Annotated in this window: 18 protein-coding genes and 1 riboswitch; of the genes, 9 read left to right on the top strand and 9 right to left on the bottom strand. The window is 71.4% G+C overall.

The window, feature by feature from the left end; genetic code table 11:
* Positions 1-55: 55 nt before the first annotated feature.
* Both purH and AC1DCG_RS02710 read right to left on the bottom strand, forming a co-directional pair.
* Positions 56-1,648 carry a bifunctional phosphoribosylaminoimidazolecarboxamide formyltransferase/IMP cyclohydrolase gene (gene purH / locus AC1DCG_RS02715; RefSeq protein ID WP_477041365.1) on the bottom strand — a complete coding sequence of 531 codons (1,593 nt, stop codon included), beginning with the start codon at positions 1,646-1,648 and terminating at the stop codon, positions 56-58.
* Positions 1,649-1,675: 27 nt separating this feature from the next.
* A riboswitch (ZMP/ZTP riboswitch) is annotated at positions 1,676-1,756 on the bottom strand.
* Between the two features lie 64 nt (positions 1,757-1,820).
* Positions 1,821-2,234 carry a MerR family transcriptional regulator gene (locus AC1DCG_RS02710; protein ID WP_477031076.1) on the bottom strand — a complete coding sequence of 138 codons (414 nt, stop codon included), beginning with the start codon at positions 2,232-2,234 and terminating at the stop codon, positions 1,821-1,823.
* Positions 2,235-2,295: 61 nt separating this feature from the next.
* Between AC1DCG_RS02710 and AC1DCG_RS02705 the strand changes: the two genes are divergently transcribed.
* Positions 2,296-2,964 carry a cation efflux transmembrane domain-containing protein gene (locus AC1DCG_RS02705; RefSeq protein WP_477031075.1) on the top strand — a complete coding sequence of 223 codons (669 nt, stop codon included), beginning with the start codon at positions 2,296-2,298 and terminating at the stop codon, positions 2,962-2,964.
* Here the strand turns inward: AC1DCG_RS02705 and AC1DCG_RS02700 are convergent.
* Positions 2,961-3,584 carry a cysteine hydrolase family protein gene (locus tag AC1DCG_RS02700; RefSeq protein WP_477031074.1) on the bottom strand — a complete coding sequence of 208 codons (624 nt, stop codon included), beginning with the start codon at positions 3,582-3,584 and terminating at the stop codon, positions 2,961-2,963. The genes AC1DCG_RS02705 and AC1DCG_RS02700 overlap by 4 nt on opposite strands.
* Before the next feature lie 252 nt (positions 3,585-3,836).
* Positions 3,837-5,456, bottom strand: coding sequence for an ATP-binding protein (locus tag AC1DCG_RS02695; RefSeq protein ID WP_477031073.1), 1,620 nt, complete (start codon positions 5,454-5,456; stop codon positions 3,837-3,839).
* A 177-nt stretch (positions 5,457-5,633) separates the two neighbouring features.
* Here AC1DCG_RS02695 and purD point away from each other — a divergent pair, with 177 nt between their 5' ends.
* The 3 genes from purD (at position 5,634) to AC1DCG_RS02680 (ending at position 9,709) form a co-directional block, all read left to right on the top strand.
* Positions 5,634-6,917 (top strand): phosphoribosylamine--glycine ligase, encoded by a 1,284-nt coding sequence (gene purD, locus AC1DCG_RS02690; protein WP_477031072.1) that lies wholly within the window; start codon positions 5,634-5,636, stop codon positions 6,915-6,917.
* Between the two features lie 209 nt (positions 6,918-7,126).
* A complete protein-coding gene (locus tag AC1DCG_RS02685) occupies positions 7,127-8,200 on the top strand; it encodes a phosphotransferase family protein (RefSeq protein WP_477031071.1) in 1,074 nt (357 codons plus the stop codon).
* Positions 8,201-8,410: 210 nt separating this feature from the next.
* Entirely contained in the window at positions 8,411-9,709 is a 1,299-nt protein-coding gene (locus tag AC1DCG_RS02680; RefSeq protein WP_477031070.1) for a metal-dependent hydrolase family protein, read from the top strand.
* 144 nt (positions 9,710-9,853) lie between these two features.
* Here the strand turns inward: AC1DCG_RS02680 and lpxK are convergent, their stop codons facing one another.
* The 4 genes from lpxK to AC1DCG_RS02660 all read right to left on the bottom strand — a co-directional run bounded on the left by lpxK (position 9,854) and on the right by AC1DCG_RS02660 (position 14,180).
* Positions 9,854-10,858, bottom strand: a complete 1,005-nt coding sequence (gene lpxK, locus AC1DCG_RS02675) for a tetraacyldisaccharide 4'-kinase (RefSeq protein WP_477031069.1) — start codon at positions 10,856-10,858, stop codon at positions 9,854-9,856.
* The gene (locus AC1DCG_RS02670) at positions 10,855-12,135 is read right to left on the bottom strand and encodes a 3-deoxy-D-manno-octulosonic acid transferase (protein WP_477031068.1); all 1,281 of its coding nucleotides are present in this window, start codon (positions 12,133-12,135) and stop codon (positions 10,855-10,857) included. Before AC1DCG_RS02670 ends, lpxK begins: the two co-directional genes overlap by 4 nt.
* On the bottom strand, positions 12,132-13,166 hold the full coding sequence (locus AC1DCG_RS02665; RefSeq protein ID WP_165263026.1) for a cation diffusion facilitator family transporter: 1,035 nt from the start codon (positions 13,164-13,166) through the stop codon (positions 12,132-12,134). Before AC1DCG_RS02665 ends, AC1DCG_RS02670 begins: the two co-directional genes overlap by 4 nt.
* Positions 13,167-13,253: 87 nt before the next feature.
* Positions 13,254-14,180 carry a LysR family transcriptional regulator gene (locus AC1DCG_RS02660; protein WP_477031067.1) on the bottom strand — a complete coding sequence of 309 codons (927 nt, stop codon included), beginning with the start codon at positions 14,178-14,180 and terminating at the stop codon, positions 13,254-13,256.
* A gap of 75 nt (positions 14,181-14,255) precedes the next feature.
* Here AC1DCG_RS02660 and AC1DCG_RS02655 point away from each other — a divergent pair, with 75 nt between their 5' ends.
* The 5 genes from AC1DCG_RS02655 (at position 14,256) to AC1DCG_RS02635 (ending at position 17,885) form a co-directional block, all read left to right on the top strand.
* Complete coding sequence (locus tag AC1DCG_RS02655) at positions 14,256-14,972, top strand: SDR family oxidoreductase (RefSeq protein WP_477031066.1); 717 nt, start codon at positions 14,256-14,258, stop codon at positions 14,970-14,972.
* 96 nt (positions 14,973-15,068) lie between these two features.
* The gene (locus AC1DCG_RS02650) at positions 15,069-15,470 is read left to right on the top strand and encodes an MAPEG family protein (protein WP_165263032.1); all 402 of its coding nucleotides are present in this window, start codon (positions 15,069-15,071) and stop codon (positions 15,468-15,470) included.
* A gap of 50 nt (positions 15,471-15,520) precedes the next feature.
* Positions 15,521-16,852 (top strand): TldD/PmbA family protein, encoded by a 1,332-nt coding sequence (locus tag AC1DCG_RS02645; RefSeq protein WP_477031065.1) that lies wholly within the window; start codon positions 15,521-15,523, stop codon positions 16,850-16,852.
* The gene (locus AC1DCG_RS02640; protein ID WP_477037083.1) at positions 16,852-17,631 is read left to right on the top strand and encodes a 3'(2'),5'-bisphosphate nucleotidase CysQ; all 780 of its coding nucleotides are present in this window, start codon (positions 16,852-16,854) and stop codon (positions 17,629-17,631) included. Before AC1DCG_RS02645 ends, AC1DCG_RS02640 begins: the two co-directional genes overlap by 1 nt.
* 29 nt (positions 17,632-17,660) lie before the next feature.
* Positions 17,661-17,885 carry a DUF4170 domain-containing protein gene (locus AC1DCG_RS02635; protein WP_165263038.1) on the top strand — a complete coding sequence of 75 codons (225 nt, stop codon included), beginning with the start codon at positions 17,661-17,663 and terminating at the stop codon, positions 17,883-17,885.
* 163 nt (positions 17,886-18,048) lie between these two features.
* Here AC1DCG_RS02635 and AC1DCG_RS02630 read toward each other — a convergent pair whose 3' ends face one another.
* Positions 18,049-18,714, bottom strand: coding sequence for a fused DSP-PTPase phosphatase/NAD kinase-like protein (locus tag AC1DCG_RS02630; RefSeq protein ID WP_165263040.1), 666 nt, complete (start codon positions 18,712-18,714; stop codon positions 18,049-18,051).
* Between the last annotated feature and the right edge of the window lie 121 nt (positions 18,715-18,835).

The raw sequence follows: 18,835 nt of genomic DNA, 5'->3' as shown, positions 1-18,835 counted from the left end.
AAGGGGAGCGGGCGGACTAGTCGGATTTGGGGAGCGCCGGAAGCGCCCGCAATCCTTAGTGGCGGAACACTCGCACGCCGGTGAAGGCCATAGTGAGGCCAAGCTTGTCGGCGGCCTCGATGACCTCGGCGTCGCGCATGGAGCCGCCCGGCTGGATGATCGCCGTGGCGCCGGCCTCGGCGGCTTGAATGAGCCCGTCGGCGAACGGGAAGAAGGCTTCCGAGGCGCAGGCGCAGCCCGCCAGGTCCAGGCCGAAGTCGGCGGCGCGAAGCGCCGCGATGCGGGCGCTGTCCTTGCGGTTCATCTGGCCGGCGCCGACGCCCAGGGTCTGGCCCGCACGGGCGTAGACGATGGCGTTGGACTTGACGTGCTTGCCGATCTGGAAGGCGAACAGCATGTCGCGGATCTCTTCCTGCGTCGGCTGGCGCTTGGTGACGATCTTCAGGTCGCTGGCCTTGATCCGCGCGTCGTCGCGCGATTGCACCAGGAAGCCGCCGGCCACGCTCTTGAAGGTGTCGCCGGTCGACAGCGGGTCGGGCAGGCCGCCGGTGACCAGCAGGCGCAGGTTCTTCTTGGCGGCGAACAYGGCCACGGCGTCGTCGTCGGCTTCCGGCGCGATCACCACCTCGGTGAAGATCTCGACCATGGCCTCGGCGGCCTGCCGGGTCAGGCGGGTGTTGGTGGCGACGATGCCGCCGAAGGCCGAGGTCGGGTCGCAGGCCAGCGCCCGCTCATAGGCCTCGCGCTGGGTGGCGCCGAGGGCCACGCCGCAGGGGTTGGCGTGCTTGATGATGGCCACGGCCGGACCCTGGGCCGGGTCGAACTCGGCGATCAGCTCGAAGGCCGCGTCGGTGTCGTTGATGTTGTTGTAGGACAGTTCCTTGCCCTGCAGCTGCCTGGCCGTGGCCACGCCGACGCGGGGATTGGGGAAGGTGTAGAAGGCCGCCTTCTGGTGCGGGTTCTCGCCGTAGCGCATGGTCTGGCGCAGCTCGCCGGCGATCGACTTGCGGGCCGGGAAATCCTGGCCCAGCTGAGCGGCGAACCAGGCCGAGATCGCCGCGTCATAGGCCGCCGTGCGGGCGTAGGCGCGGGCCGCCAGGGTCTTGCGCAGGGCCAGCGAGGTGCCGCCGTCGGCCTTCAGGGCCTCCAGCACTTCGCCAAGGTCGGCCGGGTCGGTGCAGACCGAGACATAGCCGTGGTTCTTGGCCGCCGAGCGGATCATGGCCGGGCCGCCGATGTCGATGTTCTCGACGCACTCTTCGTACGAGCCGCCCTTCGCGACGGTGGCCTCGAACGGATAGAGGTTCACATAGAGGATATCGATGCCGCCGATGCCGTGGTCGGCCATGGCTTTCGCATGTTCGGGAGCATCCCGGACGCCGAGGAGGCCGCCATGGACGATGGGGTGCAGGGTCTTGACCCGGCCGTCCATCATCTCGGGGAAGCCGGTCAGGTCCGACACGTCCTTCACCGGCAGGCCGGCCGCGGCGATGGCCGCCTTGGTGCCGCCGGTCGAGACCAGCTCGACGCCCGCCTCGTGCAGGATCTTGGCCGCGTCGACCAGGCCGGTCTTGTCGGAGACCGACAGCAGGGCGCGCTTGGGGGCGACGAGATCGGGGGCGGACGGATAGTCGGGGGCGGCGGGCACGGGGGACTCCGGGTCTGGTTGCGGTCAGAAAGGAGCCCAGGCGCGCGGCATATGCGTCTCGAGCTCCCCGGTGGTCACCCACCTTCAACGCCAGTCACTCGAACGGCGCGGAACATACGGAGGGGCGCCGGGGAGTCAATGCGGCGTCCCGTCATTCGCGCGGAGGCGGGGTTCAGGTCCCCCGCAGCCGTCCCAGCACCTGGCAATCGGCCACCGTGTCGCGACCGCAGTGGTCCAGCATGTCCTGCAGCTCGGCCCGCATGGCCGTAAGGTCGGCGATCTTTCGCTCCACCTCGGCCAGCTGGTCGCGGGCCAGGGCGTCGACCTCGCCGCAGGGGCGATCGGCGCCGTCGGCCAGGTCCAGCAGCGCCCGGACGGCGTCGAGCCCGAACCCCAGGTCGCGCGAGCGCTTGACGAAGGCCAGCCGCCGCTCGTGCGTCGCCTCGTAGGCGCGGTAGTTGCCCTCGGTGCGCGGGGGCTTGGGCAGCAGGCCCAGGCGCTCGTAGTAGCGGATGGTCTCGACCGGCACGCCGGTGCGGCGGGCGAGATCTCCGATGGAAAGCGTCGACATCGAAACGGCGGACATGGCTCTTGACCCTGTAGCGACTACAGGGTGCAGAGATGGGGCCTTCTTGATGGAGGTCCAGATGTCCGGTTGCTGCGGCGACGATCTTTGCAAGCCCGAGGCCCCGCCGCCGTCGGGGCGCTGGCGCCTGGCGCTGTGGATCGCCCTGGCGATCAACGGCGGCATGTTCCTGGTCGAAGGCGCGGCGGGCCTCCTGTCAGGGTCGGCGGCGCTGCAGGCCGACAGCCTCGACTTCCTGGGCGACGCGGCCAACTACGCCATCAGCCTGGGCGTGGCCGGCATGGCCCTGGCATGGCGGGCGCGGGCGGCGATGCTGAAGGGCGCGACCATGCTGGCCTTCGGGGCCTGGGTCGTCGGCGCCACCCTGTGGGGCGTGTTCGAGGGCCGCACGCCCGAGGCGCCGGTGATGGGCGCCCTGGGCCTCGCAGCCCTGATCGCCAACGTCGTGGTGGCGGTCATGCTGTTCGGCTTCCGCACCGGCGACGCCAACATGCGCTCGGTGTGGATCTGCTCGCGCAACGACGCCATCGGCAACGTGGCGGTGATGCTGGCGGCGCTGGGCGTGTTCGGCACGAACTCGCGCTGGCCCGACCTGCTGGTGGCCGCGGTCATGGCCGCGCTGGCCCTGCACGGCGGCTGGCAGATCGTCCGCCAGGCGGCGGGCGAGCTTCGCCAGGTCAAGGCCGCGCCGGCGCCCGCCCGGTTCAGCGTGGCCGCGAGGAAGCGCTAGGTCCCCGCCAGCGCCGCCGTCACCGCCTCGGACGTCAGGATGGCGTGGGCGTAGGTCGGCGCGTTGATGGCGTGGGCCGCGTGCAGGGCCTCGTCGGTGAAGGCCGCCGTGGCGTCGGTGACCAGGGTGACGTGGTAGCCCAGCTCCGAGGCGAAGCGGCCGGTGCCCTCGATGCAGGTGTTGGCCACCAGGCCGATCAGGATCACGTGGGTGATCTCGCGCTGCTTGAGGCGATAGTCGAGATCGGTGTTGGCGAAGCCGTTGGAACCCCAGTGCTCGGTGACGATCACGTCGCCGGGCAGGGGCGCGAAGTCGGGATGCCACTGGCCGCCCCAGCCGTCCTTCTCGAACACCATCGCCCGCGCGCTGCCCTGCAGGTAGGGCGAGGGATGCTTCCAGCCGTCCAGGTCGCCCAGGGCGAAGCGGTGGTGGGGCACGATGAACACCGGCAGGCCCGCGCTGCGCGCCGCGGCCACCACCGACGCCAGCCGCCCGTGCAGTCCCGCCGCGCCCGCCGTCGCCGCCACGCGCGGCCACAGCTTGCCGCCGTCGGCCAGGAAGTCGTTGTAGGGATCCACGAACAGCAGGGCGGTGCGGTCCCTGGGATAGGCGTCTGGCATGGTGGCGCTCCCGGCGGCTGAGAGGGCCAGGAGGCGCGCGATCGGCGTCGAAGGCTTGGATGATCCGGTCGTTGCTGACCTTTCTCCGTCTCTCAAGCTCCCGTCATTCTCGCCCTTGTGGCGAGAACCCCTGGTCCCGCTTGCACGGGCAGCGCGAGCGGCGTGCGGAGCACGCCGCCCCTCCCGTCCTTGCGGCTGACAGAGAGGTTCCCGCCACAAGGGCGGGAATGACAGGATGAACGGGGGCGCCGCTTAAACCGGCTCCGCCGCCAGGTCGCAGGCCTGCGCGATGGCGTCGAACAGGGCCGAGACGGTGATCGGCTTGGCCAGGTGCAGATCGGCGCCGGCCAGGAGGCAGGCCTCGACCTGGTGGGGCATGGCGTTGGCGGTCAGCGAGATGATCGGGATGCGCACGCGGCCGGCGGCCCGCTCGCGCTGGCGGATCTCCTGGATCGCGGTCAGCCCGTCCATCACCGGCATCTGGGTGTCCATCAGCACGAGGTCGAAGTCCTGGTCCTGATAGGCGCGCAGGGCCGCCTCGCCGTCCTCGGTGACGACCACGTCGGCGACGCCGTCCAGCATCAGTTCGACCACCCGCTGGTTGGTCGGGTGGTCCTCGGCCAGCAGCACGCGCAGGCGCTCGGGCATTGCGGCCTTGGGCGCGCGCCGGGCCGGGGCGGGGGCTAGGGGGGCGGCCGGCGCCAGGCGGACGGTCAGGGTGAAGCGGGCGCCTTCGCCGGGCGTCGAGACGCAGGCGATGTCGCCGCCCATCAGCTTGGCGAAGCGCTGGGCGATCGACAGGCCAAGGCCCGAGCCGCCGAACCGCCGGGTGATCGAGCCGTCGCCCTGCACGAAGCGCTCGAACAGGCTGGCCTGCACCTCGGGGGTGAAGCCCTCGCCGGTGTCCTCGACCGTCAGCGTCAGCAGCACGTCCTCGCCGTCCGGCCGCGCGCCGGCGCGCACCGCCACGAAGCCCTCGCAGGTGAACTTCACCGCGTTGCTGATCAGGTTGTTGACGATCTGGCCGAACTTCAGGGCGTCGCCGTCGACGCGCTCGTGAAAGCCTTCGTCGAAGGTCAGCGAGAAGGTCAGGCCCTTCTGGTGGGCCAGGCCCTCGAAGGTGGCGGCGCAGGCGGTCACGGCCGCGCGCAGGTCGAAGGGCGCGGTCTCCAGCTCGACCTCGCCGGCCTCGATCTTGGCCAGATCCAGGATGCCGCTCAGCAGGGCGTTCAGCGTGCGACCCGAGCTCAGGATCACGTCCATCATCTCGCGCTGGCGCGGGGTCAGTTCGGTCTGGGCCAGCACCTGGGCCATGCCCAGCACGCCGTTCAGCGGCGTGCGGATCTCGTGGCTCATATTGGCCAGGAACTCGGACTTGGCGACGCTGGCGGCGCGGGCCCGCTCCAGGGCGGCCTCCAGCGCGGCGGCCGATTTCTTCCGCTCGGTGATGTCCTCGCTGATGATCAGCAGCAGCTTCTCGTCGTCCTCGCCCGGGATGGCGATCTTCTTGGTCTGCAGCCAGCGGTCGCCGTTGTGCGGGGTCTTCAGCGGCTCCTCGTCGATCACCCACAGGCGGTCGCTGGCCAGCACCTTGGCGTCCATCTCGGCGAAGAAGGCGGCCTGTTCGGGCGGGAAGAAGTCGGCGTCGTTGCGGCCGATCAGGGCCTCGCGCGGCACGCCCAGCAGCTCCTCGCCGGTGCGGTTGACCAGCACGAAGCGGCCGTCGCGGCCGTTCTTGACCACCAGCATGGCCGGCACGCTTTCGACCACGGCGTCGAGGAAGGCCCAGGAGTGCAGGGCCTTCGACGGGTGGGAAGCAGCGTCCGCCGCGGCCGCCGGGTCGCGCGGAAGGTGATGGTCGTCCTTGGCCATGTGTCTCGAAGGTTGCCCCGTGGCGCGCGTCCAGCCCTAGACGTGCGTATTTGCACATGAAAAAGCCCACGTGCGGGGCGCCTGGCAATCGGGCCAAGCGTCGCAGGAGGCCGGTCCGGACGATCGGACGCAGCGGATGCTTGACCCGCGCCCCGGCCCGCGCGACATCCCCGGCTCATGGAAAAGCTGACCATCCTCCTCGTCGGGTCCGGCGGGCGCGAGCACGCCCTGGCCTGGAAGATCGCGCAATCGCCGCTGTGCGGCCGCCTCGTCGCCGCCCCGGGCAATCCGGGCATCGCGGCCGTGGCCGAACTGGCCGCGGTCAAGGCGACCGACGCCGACGGCCTGGTGGCGCTGGCCCGGGAGATCGGCGCGGACCTGGTGGTGGTCGGCCCGGAGTCGGCGCTCGAAGTCGGTCTGGCCGACAAGCTGGCGGAAATCGGCGTCCCCTGCTTCGGCGGCAGCCAGCGCGCCGCCCAGCTGGAGACCTCCAAGGCCTTCACCAAGGACTTCTGCAAGCGTCACGACTTGCCGACGGCGGCCTACGGCGTGTTCGAGGACGCCGCTTCGGCGGGCGAGTTCCTCGACACCCTGGAAGCGCCGTTCGTGATCAAGGCCGACGGCCTGGCGGCCGGCAAGGGCGTGGTCATCGCTCCCGACCGCGCGGCGGCCGACGCGGCGGTGGTCGACATGCTGGGCGGACGCTTCGGCTCGGCCGGCGCCCGGGTGGTCATCGAGGAGTTCATGCACGGCGAGGAGGCCTCGCTGTTCGCGGTGTGCGACGGCAAGTCCGCCGTGCTGTTCGGCGCGGCTCAGGACCACAAGCGCGCCTATGACGGCGACGAGGGCCCCAACACCGGCGGCATGGGCACCTATTCGCCGCCGCCCGTCCTGACCGAGGCCCTGGTCGAGCAGGCCTGGCGCGAACTGATCGTGCCCACGGTCGAGGGCATGGCCGCCGAGGGCAATCCGTATGTCGGCGTGCTCTATGCCGGCCTGATGCTCACCCCGACCGGACCCAAGCTGGTCGAGTACAACGCCCGCTTCGGCGACCCGGAATGCCAGGTGCTGATGCTGCGTCTGGAAAGCGACATCGTCCCCACCCTGCTGGCCGCGGCCAAGGGCGAACTGGCGAGCGCCGAGCCGCCCAAGTGGCGCGACGAGGCGGCGATCTGCGTGGTGTTGGCGGCCGAGGGCTATCCCGATGCCCCCAAGACCGGCGGACTGATCCAGGGCGCCGAGGCTGACTACGGCCACGAGGCCGAGATCTTCCACGCCGGCACGACCCGCGACGCCGACGGCCGTCTCGTGGCCTCGGGCGGCCGGGTGCTGAACGTCTGCGCCCTGGGCGCGACCCTGCACGAAGCCCGCGACGTGGCCTACGCCGCACTGGGCACCGTGTCGCTGGAAGGCGGTTTCTACCGCAGCGACATCGGCTGGCGGGCGCTCAGCCAGCATTGAGAACCAGATCCCTCTCCCCTTGAGGGAGAGGGTGGCCTCCCGGAGGGAGGTCGGGTGAGGGGTCTCTCAAACCTCTCCCGACCGGCCTTTCGACCCCTCATCCGTCGGCCTTCGGCCGCCACCTTCTCCCGCAAGGGGAGAAGGAAGGCTTGCACGCGCCTCGTGGCCCTCTAAACTCCCATTCAAACAAACGTTGGGAGTGAAGCGCCGTGGCCGAGCCGTCCGCTCAGGAGCTGAATTCGGGCACCAAGCCGGTCGATCCGCGCCATGCGATCGACGAGGCCGCCCTGGCCGCATGGCTGGAGGCGAACGTCGAGGGCTATGCCGGCCCGCTGGAGGTGCGCCAATTCAAGGGCGGGCAGAGCAATCCCACCTACCAGCTGGTGACGCCGGCCAAGCGCTACGTCCTGCGCCGCAAGCCGCCCGGCAAGCTCCTGCCCAGCGCCCACGCCGTCGACCGCGAGTTCAAGGTGATCTCGGGCCTGCACCAGGCCAGGTTCCCGGTCGCCAGACCCTACGCCCTGTGCATGGACGAGGGGGTGATCGGCACGATCTTCTACGTGATGGACAACGTCGAGGGCCGCATCCTGTGGGACGGCACCCTGCCGGACTACGCACCGCCCGAGCGGCGGGCGATCTACGAGGCCCAGATCGACACCCTGGCGGCGCTGCACACCGTCGACTACGCGGCCGTGGGCCTGGCCGACTACGGCAAGCCGGGAAACTACTTCACCCGCCAGATCGACCGCTGGACCAAGCAGTACCGCGCCAGCGAGACGACGAAGATCGACGAGATGGACCGGCTGATCGACTGGCTGCCGGCCAGCGCGCCGGCCGACGACCAGACCTCGATCGTCCACGGCGACTATCGCCTCGACAACATGATCCTGCACCCTGCCGAGCCGCGCGTGATCGCGGTGCTGGACTGGGAGCTGTCGACCCTGGGCAATCCGCTGGCCGACTTCACCTACTTCCTGATGAACTGGGTGATGCCGTCCGACCAGCGCGGGGGCCTGGCCGAGATCACCGACCTGACCGCCTACGGGATCCCCACCATCGAAGAGGCCGTGGCCCGCTACTGCGCCGCGACGGGGCGCCAAGGCTTGCCGCAGCTGGACTGGTACTTCAGCTACAACCTCTTCCGCCTGGCCGGCATCTGCCAGGGCATCGTCGGCCGCGTCCGTGACGGCACCGCCGCCAGCGCCCATGCCCAGCTGATGGAGGCCCGCGTGCCGGTGCTGGCCAAGGGGGCGTGGGCCTTCGCGCAGAAGGCGGGTGCCTGATCCCAGATGCTCCCCCTGAAGGGGGAGCTGTCGCGGAGCGACTGAGGGGGAAGTTCCAGCGGCATGTCAGCAGATACGTCCCCCTCCGGCCCTCCCGGCCGCCTCCCCCTTCAGGGGGAGGATAAAATGGCGTGACGCCTCGCTCTGGCCCCGCCATCCTGCCGCAAACGCCCCTGGGGAGGGGCGAGATCGTTCAGAGGGGCTCTCTTCATGCGTATCCGTTTCCTGGCCGCCGCCGCGCTCGGCGTCGCGGCCGCGGCCCTGTCGTTCGCGGCGGCCCAAGCCGCGGGCCCGCTGACCTTCGTGCAAGCCGGCAAGCTGCTGGCCGACCCGGCCAGCGGCAAGGTCGAGACCGCCAAGACGGTGGTGCTGCAGGACGGCAAGGTGGTGCGCATCGCCGACGGCTATGTGTCGGAGCCCGGCGGCGTGGTGGTCGACCTCAAGGACCGCTTCGTGCTGCCCGGCTTCATCGACAGCCACGTGCACCTGACCGGCCAGCAGGGCCCGACCTCGCGCCTCGACGAGGTGACCGAGTCTTCGGCCGACCAGGCGATGGTCGGGGCCGGCTACGCCCGCAAGACCCTGATGGCCGGCTTCACCACCGTCGCCGACCTGGGGGCGGACAACGCCGCCATCTTCGCCCTGCGCGCGGGCATCAAGCGCGGCGACGTCGTGGGCCCGCGGATCATCGCCGCCGGCTCGGCCGTGTCGATCCACGGCGGCCACGGCGACGTCAACGGCTACAGCGAGGAGGTCATGCACGTGCTGCGACCCGAATCGGTGTGCTCGGGCGCCGACGACTGCCGCCGTGCGGTGCGCGAGCAGGTCTGGCGCGGCGCCGACATCATCAAGATCACCGCCACGGGCGGCGTGCTGTCCAACACCGCCGCCGGCCTGTCGCAGCAGTTTTCCGACGGCGAACTGTCCGCCATCGTCGAGAGCGCCCACCGCATGGGCCGCCGCGTCACCGCCCACGCCCATGGGGTGGACGGCATCAACGCGTTCCTCAAGGCCGGCGGCGACTCCATCGAGCACGGCACCTATCTCGACAACGAGAGCATCGCCCTCTTCAAGAAGAACGGCGCCTATCTGGTGCCGACCCTGATGGCCGGCGACTACGTGGCCCGCATCGCCGCCAGCCCGGGCAACTTCTTCACGCCGGCCCAGACCGCCAAGGCCTTGGAAGCCGGCCCCAAGATGCTGGACATGGCCCGCCGCGCCAACGCCGGCGGCGTCAAGATCGCCTTCGGCACCGACAGCGGCGTCAGCGCCCACGGCGACAACGCCTACGAATTCGTGCTGCTGAACCGCGCCGGCCTGTCGCCGCTGGACGCCATCCGCGCCGCGACGGTGAACGCCGCCGACCACCTGGGCGTCTCGGCCGAGGTCGGCTCGCTGGCGCCGGGCAAGGCCGCCGACCTGGTGGCCGTGTCGGGCGACCCGCTGGCCGACGTGTCGGTGCTGCAGAAGGTGGAGACGGTGATCAAGGGCGGGGTCGTGGTGAAGTAAGGGGAGCTGCAGCCCTCGCCCAAGGGCGAGGCCCCCTCCGGCCCTTTGGGCCACCTCCCCCAGAGGGCGAGGATCTGAAGCGCCAAAATGCTCCCCCTCTGGGGGAGCTGTCGCGAAGCGACTGAGGGGGTCCGCCGCAGGCGGCTACGAAATCCCCGCCAGAACCCGCGCCAGCGCTTCCTCGTCCTCGAACCGCGCCCGCACGGGCCAGGCGGCCACGCGTTCGCGCCAGGCCGGGGGCAGGCGGATCCAGTCCTTTTCGGTGGTTATCAGGCTGGCGCCCAGGTCGCGGGCCCGTTCGGCGAGGCTCCGCAGGGTGTCCTCGCTGTAGGTCCCGTGGTCGGGGAAGGGAGCGAAGTCGACGAGGTCGCAGCCGGCGGCCTGCAGGGCGCGCTCGACCTTCCACGGCTTGCCGACGCCGGCGAAGCCGACCTGCGGCCCGCCCGGCGGCGGGGCGGCCGGCTCCAGCCGGGCGATCAGCACCGGCTTGGAGGCCAGCAGGGCCAGCAATTGCGGATCGGCTTCCGGCAGGTCGGCCGGCAGCAGCACGATCACCGCGTCGGCGCGGGCCAGGCCCACGGCCAGGGGCTCGCGCATCGGGCCGGCGGGGAACACCCGCCCATCGCCGAACGGCCATTCGTCGTCGCGCGTCTCGCCGTCGACCACCACCAGCGACAGGGTCTTGGCCAGATCCGGGTTCTGGTGGCCGTCGTCCATGACGATGACCTGGGCGCCGGCGGCCGCGGCGGCGGTCGCGCCGGCCACGCGGTCGCGCGACACCCAGATCGGGAAGTCCTGGGCCAGCATCAGCGGCTCGTCGCCGACCTCGCCGGCCTTGTGACGGCGGGGGTCCACCCGCATCGGCCCCTTCAGCGAACCGCCATAGCCGCGCGACAGGCCGTGGGCCGCCACGCCGCCGTTGTTCAGCACCAGCAGCAGCTCGCGCACGATCGGCGTCTTGCCCACGCCGCCGGCGGTGAGGTTGCCGACGCAGATCACCGGCGCGCCCGGATCGGCCGGGGTCGCCCTGGCGATGCGGCGGGCGGTGGCGGCGGCCCAGATCCACGACAGCGGGGTGAGCAGGGCGCGGGTCAGCGGCGCGGGGCCGCCTTCGCGGCGATACCACCAGCGGGGGGTGGAGAGCTTCATGCGGACACCTCCGGCGCAGGGTTGGGCGGCACGAGTTCCAGGATGCGCGACAGGCCCTCGCGGGCGGTGGCGTCGCGGGCGTCGACGAAGGCCTTGGCGCGGGCGGCCTGGGCCTTCAGCCGTTCGGGCGTCTCCAGCATCGCCGACAGCCGCTGGCCTAGCACCGCGCCGTCGGCATAGGCCACGCCCTCGACGGCGGCGAGATCGCCATAGGCGGTCAGCCAGTTCTCGACGTGCGGTCCGGAAACCATCGGGCAGTCCAGCCGCGCCGGCTCCAGCGGATTGTGGCCGCCGATCCCGGGGACGAGGCTGCCGCAGACGACGGCCAGGTCGGCCAGGCGGTACCACAGGCCCATATCGCCCAGGGTGTCGGCGACGATCACCTCGGCCACGTCGCCTGGCGACTGGCTGCGGCGCACCGCGTCGAGGCCGCGCGCCTTGGCCATCTCCAGGATCGCCTCGCCRCGCGCCGGGTGGCGCGGAACGATCACCAGGCGCGGCGCCAGGTGGAAGCCGGCCACGGCGTCGAGCACGATCTCGTCTTCGCCCGGGTGCGTGCTGGCGGCCAGCAGCAGCGGCCGGTCGGTCAGCTGGAAGCGCAGGCGTGCGTACTCGGCCTCGTCGACGGGCAGGGCGGGCGAGCCGAACTTCAGGTCGGCCTCGCCCGCGACGGTTCCGCCCAGGCTGGCGAAGCGGTCGGCGGCGCGGCCGTCCTGGGCCAGGATCAGGTCAAAGCCCGCGAACAGCCAGGCCGCCGCAAGGGGCCGGGTCTGCCAGCTGCGATAGCTCTTGTCCGACAGCTTGGCCGAGACCAGGGCCAGTCTGGCGCCGCGCTCCTTGGTGCCCAGCAGCAGGTTGGGCCACAGCTCGCTCTCGACGAAGACGGCCAGGTCGGGCCGCCAGTGGTCGAGGAAGCGGGCCGCGCCGCTGGGCGTGTCGACCGGCAGGTACTGGTGGATCGCGCCCGGCGGCAGGCGCCGGGCCAGGAGCTCGGCGGAGGTGACGGTGCCCGAGGTGACCAGCACGGCTGCGTCGGGACGCTCGGCGCGCAGGCGCTCGACCAGAGGCAGGATCGACAGGCTCTCGCCGACGCTGGCCCCGTGCAGCCAGACCAGCACGCCGGGCGGGCGCGGGATCGCGGGCCGGCCCAGACGCTCGTTCAGCCGGGCGGGGTCCTCCTTGCCCTTGCCGGCGCGGCCGCGCAGTAGGGCGGGCGCGATCGGCGTCAGGGCGGTGGTCGCGGCCCGATAGAGCGCCAGGGTGAAGGGCAGGCTCACACGCTGCCTTCGGCGGCCAGGGCGCAGGGGTGGGCGTGGCCGCCGCGTTCGATCTGGATGGTCGAGTGGCCGATGTTGAAGCGCTTGGCCAGCTGGCCGCAGACGTCGTGCAGGAACTGGTCCTGGTCGGCTTCGTCGGGACGAACGAGGTGGGCGGTCATCGCCGTCTCGGTGGTGCTCATGGCCCAGATGTGCAGGTCGTGCACCTCGGCGACGCCTGGCTGGGCGGCCAGCCAGTCGGCGACGGCCTTGGGATCGATGCCGCGCGGCGCGGCGTCCAGCGCCAGGTCCAGGGAGTCGCGCAGCAGGCCCCAGGTGCCCAGCACGATGACGACGACGATGGCCAGGCTGACCACCGGGTCCAGCCACAGCCAGCCGGTGAACCACATCAGCAGGGCGGCGATCACCACGCCGGCCGAGACGGCGGCGTCGGCGGCCATGTGCAGGAACGCGCCGCGCACGTTGAGGTCGTCCTTGCTGCCCTTCATGAACATCAGGGCCGTGGCGGTGTTGATGGCGATGCCGATGGCCGCGACGATCATCACCGGTCCGGTCTGCACGGGCTGCGGGTCGGCGAAGCGGCGGACGGCCTCCCAGGCGATGGCGCCGACGGCCACCAGCAGCAGGGCGGCGTTGGTCAGCGAGGCCAGGATGGTGCCCTTGCGCAGGCCGTAGGTGCGCCGTCCGGTGGGCGCGCGCTTGGCCAGCACCGCGGCGCCCCAGGCCAGCAGCAGGCCCAGCACGTCGGAAAGATTGTGGCCGGCGTCGGCCAGCAGCGCCAGAGAACTGGTGAAGAAGCCGGCGGCGGCCTCGGCGGCCACGAAGGCCAGGTTCAGCGCGGTGCCGATGGCGAAGGCGCGGCCGAAGTCGGCGGGGGCGTGGCTGTGGCCGTGGTGTCCATGGCCGTGATGATGGTGGCCGTGCCCATGCGAATGGCCGTGTCCATGGGCATGCCCATGGTGATGGTCATGACCGTGGTCATGATCATGGTGATCGTGGTCGTGATCGTGGCCCGGATGGTCGTGCGGCATGGGGTCTACATCCCACCAAGGACGGCGAGGATCAATCTTCTAAACCCCGGCGTCCCCGGCGGGGGCGCGGCCGCCCGCCAGGCGGCTTCACGCCTCCCACGGTCGCGTCGCGCCGTACCGCTCGACCAGCGCGTCGATCGCCGCCCGCAGCCTGGCGCTGGGCCAGGGCGTGCGCGGCCAGACCAGGCTGACGGGCAGGGGGCTGTCGAACACCCCGTCCAGCACCGTCTCCAGCCGGCCGGCGGCCAGGTCCTGCGCCACCAGCCAGCGCGGGACCATGGCGATCCCCGCACCGGCCCGCGCGGCCTCCGCCAGCATCTGGGCGTCGCCGATGCGCACCCGGCCGTCGACCGGCAAGGCGCGCTCCACGCCGCCTGCGTCGACATATGGCCAGGGCGTGGGCCGGCCGTTCCGCGTCTCGACCAGGCAGTCGTGCGCGGCCAGGTCCTGGACGCTGCCCGGCCGCCCGCGCGCATCGAGATAGGCCGGCGTGGCGCAGACCACCCGCCGCTGCACGCCGAGGGGCCGGGCGGCGAGGCCGGCGCGGTCGTCCAGCGCGCCGATGCGCACCGCCAGGTCGACGCCCTCGGCGGTCAGGTCGACGGGGCGGGGCTCGAACGTCGCCTCCAGCCGCAGCGCCGGCCAGCGGGCGACGAGCGCGAGCAGCACGGGCATCACGAAGGCGCGGCCCAGCAGCGGCGGCAGGGCGACGCGCAGCAGGCCCGACGGCTCGCCGCGCCCCTGCTTCAGTTCGGCCTCGGCCTGGGCCAGGCCCGCCAGGGCCGCCACGCAGCGGGCGTGGTAGAGGCGGCCGTCCTCGGTAAGGGCGACGCTGCGGGTGGTGCGGGCCAGAAGGCGCACGCCCAGCCGGCCTTCCAGCCGCTGCACCGCCTTGCCCACGGCCGAGGGCGACAGGCCGAGCGCCGGCGCGGCGGCGGCGAAGCCGCCATGCTCGGCCACGGCCACGAAGGCCCGCACGCCGCTGTAGCCGTCGAGGGAGGGGATCAAGGTCATTCCCGACTTCAGATCCGCAATGACCGGAATTCAAGTCGTTTCTGTCGCTGTGCGCCGCCGCCTATGCCTTGGGCCATGCGATACGATGACAAGACCCTGGTGGTGATCGGCGGCGGTTCGGGGATCGGGCTGGCCACGGCGGAGGCCTTCGTCGAGGGCGGCGGGCGGGTGGTGATCGGCGGCCGCTCGCCAGGTCGCCTGGCCGCCGCGCGCGAACGGTTGGGCGCGGCCGCCCGCGCCGCGACGATCGACGTCTTCGACCCCGCCTCGGTCGCGGCCTTCCTCGCGCCGCTGGAGCGGATCGACCATCTGTTCACCCCGGCCGCGACCTACGCCATCGCCCCCTTCGACCATCCCGACGAGGCGGCGCTGGCTTCGCCGTTCGACGGCAAGTTCTGGGGGCAGGTCCGCTGCGTGCGGGCGGCCGCGCCGAAACTGGCCTCCGATGGCGCGGTGGTGCTGATGTCGGGCGCGGCCAGCGCCCGGCCGCCGAAGGGCGCGGCCCTCTATGCCGCCGCCAACGGCGCGATCGAGGCGTTCGGGCGCGGCCTGGCGGTCGACCTGGCCCCCGTCAGGGTCAACGTGATCGCGCCGGGCACGATCGACGGCGACCTCTGGGCCCGGCGCCCCGCCCAGGTCCGCGACGCCGCCTTCGCCGGCCAGGCCGCCGGCTCGCTGGCCGGCCGCCCCGGAACCCAGGCCGAGATCGCCCAGGCGGTGCTGTTCCTGCTGACCAACGGCTTCACCACAGGAACGACGCTGTTCGCCGACGGCGGCTACAGCCTGCGCTGATCGCCCCAAGGCCACGCTTACGTCACGTCACCAGTTGCCAGGAGCGCGCAAGCCAGGGCCTTATGCGGCCCCGCTTTCTGTACGAAGGGTCCGTCGATGGACGTTTCCGCCTCCGGCCATGCCGCCGCTCTGTGGGCCGGCCTGCATGTCTTTCTGCTGCTGGTGATGTCGCTGCTGGTCGTGCGCCTGCGCCAGAAGCACAAGGTGGCCCTGGGCGACGAGGGCATTCCGGAGCTGGCCCGCGCGGTGCGCGCCTTCGGCAACGCCAGCGAATACATTCCCACGGGCCTTGGCGTGCTGGCCGTGCTGGCCGTGGTCGGCGCCCCGGCCATCGCCGTGCATGGCGTGGGCCTCGTCCTGTTCGCCGGTCGCCTGATCCACGCCGTCGGCCTGTCGCGCAGCGGCGGCGCCTCGGTGCCGCGCGCCGTGGGCATGATCTGCACCTGGCTGGCCTACGTGTTCGGCGGCGTCATCCTGCTGCTCTACGCGATCCCCTAAATCCCGAGGGCGGCGCTTGCCCCGCTCCGCCCGCCTCGCCATAAGACGCCATGGACGAAAACCTGTTGCATGACGTCGTCGCCGCCGCGCGCAAGGCCGGGGCCGACGCCGCCGAGGCCGTGTTCGCCGAGCGCCAGTCCCTTTCCGTGGGCGTGCGCCTGGGCGAGCTTGAGGAAGTCGAACGCGAGGAGGCCAAGGATCTTGGCCTGCGCGTCTTCGTCGGCCGCCGCAGCGCCACCGTCTCCGGTTCCGACGTCAGCCCCGAGGCCCGCGCCAAGCTGGTCGAGCGCGCCGTCGCCATGGCCCGCCTGGCGCCGGAGGATCCCTATGCCGGCTTCGCGCCGCAGGATCGGCTGGCCAAGGGCCCGTTCCCCGATCTCGACCTGGTCGACGCCTACGAGCCCTCGGCCGAGACCCTGGAAGACCAGGCCCGCGCCGCCGAGGCGGCCGCCCGCGCCATCGAGGGCGTGACCAATTCCGACGGCGGCTCGTCGAGCTGGAGCTCGACCGTCTGGCGCCTGGTGACCAGCGACGGCTTCTCGGGCCAGCACGCCGCCACGGGCTTCGGCGTCTCGGCCAGCGCCATCGCCGGCGAGGGCGCGGGCATGGAGCGCGGCGGCGAGGGCCGGTCGGTGCGGCATGCAGAAGACCTGCCCAGCCCCGAGGCCATCGGCGCCAAGGCCGGCCAGCAGGCCGTCGCGCGCCTGGGCGCGCGCAAGATCGGCTCGACCACGGCCCCGGTGATCTTCGAGAACCGCCTGGCCATGTCGCTGATCAGCCCGCTGGTCGGCGCCATCTCGGGCCCGGCCATCGCCCGCGGCACCTCGTTCCTGAAGGACAAGCTGAACCAGCGCATCTTCGCCGCCGGCGTGCAGCTGACCGACGATCCGCACCGCGTGCGCGGCCTGGGCTCGGCCCCGTTCGACGACGAGGGCGTGACCACGGTGCGCCGCGCCCTGATCGACGACGGCGTGCTGACCACCTGGCTGCTCAACAGCGCCAGCGCCCGCCAGCTTGGCCTGGAGACGACGGGGCACGCCTCGCGCGGCTCGGCCGGGGCGCCGGGCGTGTCGACCCACAACCTGACCCTGGAGCCGGGCGAGCTGGATCTGGCCGGCCTGATGGGCCAGGCCAAGGACGGCCTCCTGGTCACCTCGATGTTCGGCCCCTCGCTGAACGGCAACACCGGCGACTGGTCGGTGGGCTGCTCGGGCTTCTGGTTCGAGAACGGCCAGATCGCCTATCCGGTCACCGAGATCACGGTCGCCGGCAACCTGATCGACATCTACGGCCGGCTGGTCGTGGGGGCCGACCTGGAACTGCGCGGCGCCAGCAACAGTCCGTCGCTGCTGGTCGACGCCCTGGCGATCGCGGGCAAATGATGAGCGACCTCGACCTGATCCTCGACGCGGCCCGCGAGGCCGGGGCCCTGGCCCTGGCGGCCCGGGCCAAGGGCGTGAAGATCTGGTCGAAGGACGGCGGCTCGCCGGTCACCGACGCCGACCTTGCCGTCGACGCCCTCCTGAAGGCGCGTCTGCGCGCGGCGCGGCCCGACTACGGCTGGCTGTCGGAAGAGACGGTCGACGACCCGGCCCGCCTGGCCACCGGCCGCCAGTTCGTGGTCGACCCGATCGACGGCACCGTCGCCTTCATGAAGGACAAGCCGTGGTTCGCCGTCTCGGTGGCGGTGGTCGAGAACGGCCGGCCCATCGTCGGCGTCGTCCACGCCCCGGCCCTGGACGAGACCTACGCCGCGACGGCCGGCGGCGGCGCGACCCTGAACGGCGCGGCCCTGGCGCCCAGCCTGTCGACCGCGCTGGACGGCGCGGCGATGCTGGGCGACGCCAAGATGTTCGCCCATCCGGCCTGGCCCGAGCCCTGGCCGCCGATGCGGGTCGAGAGCCGCAACTCGATCGCCTACCGCATCTGCCTGGTGGCGGCCGGCGCCTTCGACGCGGCCATCGCCCTGACCCCCAAGAGCGAGTGGGATCTGGCCGCCGCCGACCTGATCTGCGGCGAGGCCGGAGCGTTGCTTACCGATCACCTCGGCCGAAAATTCGCCTACAATCGGCCGAATCCGACGGTTCCGAGCCTGGTTTGCGCGAATAGGGCGCTTCACCCGTTGATCCTGTCACGCGTCGGGCATATCGACCTGCCATAATCAAAAACTCCGCAGGATCTTGCTCCCCCATGTCCGACAAGCAGCTTCTTCATATCGTGATCGGTGGCGAACTGAAGGATGTCGCCGGCACCGAATTCCGCGACCTGTCGCAGGTGGATTTCGTCGGCGCCTACGCCACCTACAACGAAGCCTACGCCGCCTGGAAGTCGAAGGCCCAGGCCACCGTCGACAACGCCCACGCCCGCTACTTCATCATCCACGCCCACAAGCTGCTGGATCCGAGCGTGGCTTAAGAGCGGATCCTTCTCCCCTTGCGGGAGAAGGTGTCATCCGCAGGATGACGGATGAGGGGTCGAAAGGCCTGTCCGCAGAGCTCTTCTCCCGGAGTTCTGAGAGACCCCTCACCCGACCTCCCTCCGGGAGGCCACCCTCTCCCGCAAGGGGAGAGGGAAGACTTCATTCCCGCCGCAGCAGCTTGTCGGTCAGCACCTTGCCCAGCATGCCGGCGCGGAAGGTCTTCTTCATCTCGACCGGATCGTAGTCGTCGCTGTCGACCCACTGGGTGAAGGTCAGGCCCTTGGGGGCGCCCTTCTCCAGGTACTGGTCGAAGGTGTAGTCGAGCACCCCGGTGTTGCCCTCCTTGATGTGGAGGTAGCGGCCCGACAGCTGCTTCTTGGCCTCCTCGATCGGCAGGCCCAGGCGATAGTGGGCGTAGAGCACGCTCATGATGCCCGCCCGGTCGGCGCCCGACTTGCAGTGGATCAGGGCCGGGTACTCGATCGTCTCGAACAGTTCCTTGGCGCCGTGCACCCGTTGGCGGATCGGCACCTCGCGCGAGGTGATCACGAAGTCGACCATCTTGATGCCCAGGCGCTCGCAGGCGTCCTTCTCCAGCGCGTAGAAGCTGCCGTCGAAGCCGCCGCGCAGGTTCACGACCGTCTTGATGCCCTGCTTCTTCCACCAGGCCAGCTGGAACGGCCAGGGCTGGTTGGTGCGCACCAGTTCGGGGCTCACCCAGTGGGCGTTGGTGAAGCCCACGCGCAGATAGGCGTGGTCGTTCCACAGGAAGTGGAGATAGGTCTTGAAGCGCCCCCAGCGCGTGGAAAGGTCGTAACCGGCCAAGTGGCGATCCTCTGAAAACGCGCCTAGATACGTCTCGCCGGGCTCATTTGCAAAACCCCGCGTCGTTTTGCTGCCGCAGTGCGGCGCCGGTGTCCTTGACAGTCCTCCTCCGAAATCCGAC

It is taken from the genome of Caulobacter sp. 10L414 (assembly GCF_056395525.1).
The sequence above is the reverse complement of the archived record's forward strand: the minus strand, read 5'-3'. Positions and strand labels throughout refer to the sequence as shown.